Source organism: Streptomyces longisporoflavus (genome assembly GCF_014649775.1).
Classification (GTDB): domain Bacteria; phylum Actinomycetota; class Actinomycetes; order Streptomycetales; family Streptomycetaceae; genus Streptomyces; species Streptomyces longisporoflavus.
Genome location: NZ_BMTR01000085.1, coordinates 1 through 4497, shown reverse-complemented (window position 1 = coordinate 4497; position 4497 = coordinate 1). Strand labels below are relative to the sequence as shown.

The 4497-nt window shown below is 72.4% G+C and carries 1 protein-coding gene; it reads right to left on the bottom strand.

Annotated features, from left to right (window positions below):
- A partial coding sequence (locus IE226_RS43360) for a beta-ketoacyl synthase N-terminal-like domain-containing protein (protein WP_308429613.1) occupies positions 1-4497 on the bottom strand: 4497 nt, incomplete at both ends.

Below are 4497 nucleotides of genomic sequence, written 5' to 3'. Positions count from 1 at the left end.
GCCCCGACGGCTTCGCGGTCGGCCACGTCGCACGCCGCGAAGGCCACCTCGGCGCCCAGCGCGGCCAGTTCCTCACGCAGGGCCTCTGCGCCTTCGGCGGCGGCACCGCGCCTGCTGACCAGGAGCAGGTTCCGCACACCGCGCTCGGCGACGAGGTGCCGGGCGAGGAGACCGCCGAGGGTGCCCGTGGCACCGGTCAGGAGTACGGCGCCATCACCGAAGCCGGGGTCGTCCGACACCGAGTGCCGGGCTCTGGCCAGACGCGGCGCGCTGACGGCGCCCGCACGCACCGCCAACTGCGGCTCCCCTGTGGCCAGCGCGGACGCCAGCACCTCCACCGATGCCGTCTCCTCGTCGAGGTCGACCAGCACGAACCGGTCGGGGTTCTCCGACTGGGCGGAGCGCACCAGACCCCACACCGCTGCTTGCGCGAGGTTGGGGGCATCCTCCTCGGGGGTGGCGGCGATCGCCCCGTTGGTGACGACGACCAGGCGTGACGCGGCGTACCGCTCGTCGTCAGCGAGCCAGGTCTGGACCGCGTTCAGCGCCCAGTGTGCCGCCTGGTGCGCCGCCTCGTGTTCGCCGGTGGCCGGGTCGGAGGCAGCGGGGACGGGGCACGGCAGAACGACGTAGTCGGGCAGGTCGGCCGAGGCCGCGAGCACCTCCAGGTCGGTCCACTCGACCGTCGGAACATCGTCCCCGGCGGCCAGGGGAACCGGCACCCAGTCGACGCCGAACAGCGCGTCACTTCGCTCGTCACCGGCACCCTGGACCGGCGCCGCCGGCCGCAGCACCAGCGAGTCGACCGTGGCCACGGGGGCACCGGAGCCGTCCGCGACCGTGAGCGCCACTCCGTCACCGCCGGTGGGCGCCAACCGCACCCGAAGCGCCGTGGCGCCCGAGGCGTGCAGCCGCACACCGGACCACGAGAACGGCAGCTTGCCGGGGGCATCGGCCTCGCCCATCAGTCCGATGGCTTGCAGCGTCGCGTCCAGCAGCGCCGGGTGCAGCCCGAATCCGTCGGCCTTCGCACCCTCCGGCAGCTCGACCTCGGCGAACATCTCGTCACCGCTGCGCCAGGCCGACCGCAGGCCCTGGAACACCGGGCCGTAGCCGAAGCCGCCGGCGACCATGCGGTCGTAGTAGCCGTCCAGGTCGACGGACTCCGCGCCCGTGGGCGGCCACTCCACCAGCGAAGTCCCGCCGGAGCGCCCACCGGCGCCCAGTACGCCGGTGGCATGGCGGGTCCATGAACCTCCGTCGTCGGTGTCACCGGCGCTGGAGTGGAAGGTCAGCTCGCGCCGGCCCGAGTCATCGCCCGCGCCGACCCACACCTGGACCCGCACCGAACCGTTCTCGGGCAGGACGAGCGGGGCCTCGAGCGTCAGCTCCTCGACCAGGTCGCACCCGACCTGGTCACCCGCTCGTATCGCCAGTTCCACGAACGCGGTGCCAGGCAGCAGCACCGAGCCCATGATCTCGTGATCTGCCAGCCAGGGGTGGGTCTGGAGCGACAGCCGCCCGGTCAGCAGCACACCATCCGTACCGCCGAGGGTGACGGTCGCACCGAGCAGCGGGTGCTCGGCGGCACCGAGCCCGGCCGCCGCGACGTTCCCGATCACCGGCAGCACGTCGGGCCAGAAGCGTTCACGCTGGAAGGCGTACGTGGGCAGGTCCACGTGCCGTGCACCGTGCGCCTCGAAGAACGTCTCCCAGTCCACCCGGACGCCGCGCACGTGCAGTTGTCCCGCGGCGGTGGTCGCGGCCACGGCCTCCGGGCGGTCGCCGCGCAGCACCGGCACGAAGGTCGCGTCCGGCGCGGTCTCCTGGCCGAGCGCGGCCAGGGTGCCGCCGGGGCCGACCTCGACGAACGTGGTCACGCCCTCGTCCGTGAGCGTGCCGACGGCGTCGGCGTAGCGGACGGACTCGCGTACGTGCCGCACCCAGTAGTCAGGCGAGGCCAGTTCCTCGGCGCTCGCGCGGACGCCGGTCAGCGTCGAGACGATGGGGATGGCGGGCGCCTCGTAGGACACGCCCTCAAGCACCCGGCGGAAGTCGTCGAGCATCGGCTCCATCAACGGCGAGTGGAACGCGTGGCTGACCTTCAGACGCGACACCTTGCGGCCCGCCGCACGCCACTTCTCCGCGACCGCATCCACATCGGCGGCCACACCGGAAACCACCACCGAGCCGGGGCCGTTGACGGCGGCCAGGCCGACCGTCTCCGACAGGTCCGGGGCGATCTCCGCCTCGGACGCCTGGACCGCGACCATCGCACCGCCCGTGGGCAGCGCCTGCATCAACGCACCACGCGCCGACACCACCTTCACCGCATCGGCCAGCGACCAGACACCCGCAACGTGGGCCGCCGCCAGCTCACCGATCGAGTGACCAGCCAGCACATCAGGCCGTATGCCCCACGACTCCAGGAGACGGAACAGCGCCACCTCGACGGCGAACAGCGCCGGCTGGGTCACCCCGGTCTCGTTCAGCGCGCCGGCGTCCTCGCCGAACAGCACTTCACGCACCCGCGGGTCGAACTCATTGAGTACGGCGTCCAGGGCATCGGCGAAAGCCGGGAAGCGGTCGGCCAGTTCGCGGCCCATGCCGAGCCGCTGCGAACCCTGGCCCGAGAACAGGAAGCCCACCCGGCCGGGCTCGGCGGCCGCTCCCGTAACCACGGCGCCGGTCATCCGGCCATCGGCCACTGCCTCCAGCGCGGCAAGGAGCTCCGCGCGGTCGGCGCCGACCACCACCGCACGGTGTTCGAGAAGCGCCCGCGAGGACACCAGGGCACGGCCCACGGCCGCCACGGTCAGATCCGGTGCCTCGGCCACGAAGGACTCGAGTCGTGCGGCCTGCTCGCGAAGCGCCTCGGCGTTCCGTGCCGAAATCACCCACGGCACGAGTCCGTCGAGTTCCGGCTCCGGAACTTCCTCCTGCTCGATGGCGGGTGCCTGCTCGATGATGGTGTGCGCGTTGGTTCCGCTGAAGCCGAACGACGACACACCGGCTCGCCACGGCCGGTCAGCGGCGGGCCACTCGCGCTGGTCGGTGAGCAGTTCCACGGCACCGGCGGACCAGTCGACGTGGGGCGACGGCTCATCGACGTGCAGGGTCTTGGGCAGCACACCGTGCCGCATCGCCATGACCATCTTGATCACGCCCGCCACACCGGCGGCGGCCTGCGTGTGACCGAGGTTCGACTTGATCGAGCCGAGCCACAGCGGCCGGTCGGCAGGGCGGTCCTGGCCGTACGTGGCGAGCAGGGCCTGTGCCTCGATGGGGTCGCCGAGCTTGGTGCCCGTGCCGTGTGCCTCGACCACGTCCACGTCGGACGGGGCCAGGCCCGCGCTCGCCAGGGCCTGGCGGATCACTCGCTGCTGCGAGGGACCGTTGGGCGCGGTCAGGCCGTTGGACGCGCCGTCCTGGTTCACCGCCGAGCCGCGGACGACGGCGAGGACCTGGTGGCCGTTGCGCTGAGCGTCCGAAAGACGCTCGACGAACAGCATGCCGACACCCTCGCCCCAACCGGTGCCGTCCGCGGCGCCGGCGAACGCCTTGCACCGCCCGTCCATGGCGAGCCCGCGCTGCCGGCTGAACTCGACGAACGAGGTCGGCGTCGACATCACCGTCACACCGCCGGCGAGCGCCATCTCGCACTCGCCCCTCTGCAGCGCCTGCACGGCGAGGTGCAGGGCCACCAGCGAGGAGGAGCATGCCGTGTCCACTGTCACCGCGGGGCCCTCAAGGCCGAAGGTGTACGACAGGCGGCCGGACGCCACGCTGGCGGCGTTGCCGGTCGCCACGTATCCGCCCATGTCGTCGGCGGCCGCGCCCAGGACCCAGCCGTAGTCCTGCATGTTCGATCCGACGAACACGCCGACGCGCTCGCCGCGCAGCGACTCCGGGTCGACCCCGGCCCGTTCGAAGGCCTCCCAGGAGGTTTCCAGGAGCAGCCGCTGCTGGGGGTCCATCGCCAGCGCCTCGCGCGGCGAGATCCCGAAGAACGCCGGGTCGAACGCGCCGACGTCGGAGAGGAACGCGCCGGACCGGGAGTACGAGGTGCCCACCGAGTCCGGGTCGGGGTCGTACAGGGACTGGAGGTCCCAGCCCCGGTCGGTCGGGAACTCCGACACCGCGTCCTCGCCGGACAGGACGATGTCCCACAACTGCTCCGGGCTCGACACGCCGCCCGGGAAACGGCACGCCATCGCCACGATCGCGATGGGTTCGTCGGTCGCGCTCGACACGGCCACCGAAGCGGAAGCGGCAGGGACCACGCCGGACAGTTCCGTGCGGAGGTATGCGGCGAGTACGGCGGCGTTGGGATAGTCGTAGACCAGCGTGGCGGGCAGTGCGACACCGGTGGCCTCACTCAGCCGGGCACGCAGTTCCACCGCCGTCAGCGAGTCGAAACCCAGCTCCCTGAAGGCACGGGACGCCGAGAACGCATCCCCCGACACATGACCGAGCACCGCGGCCGCCTCATACCGC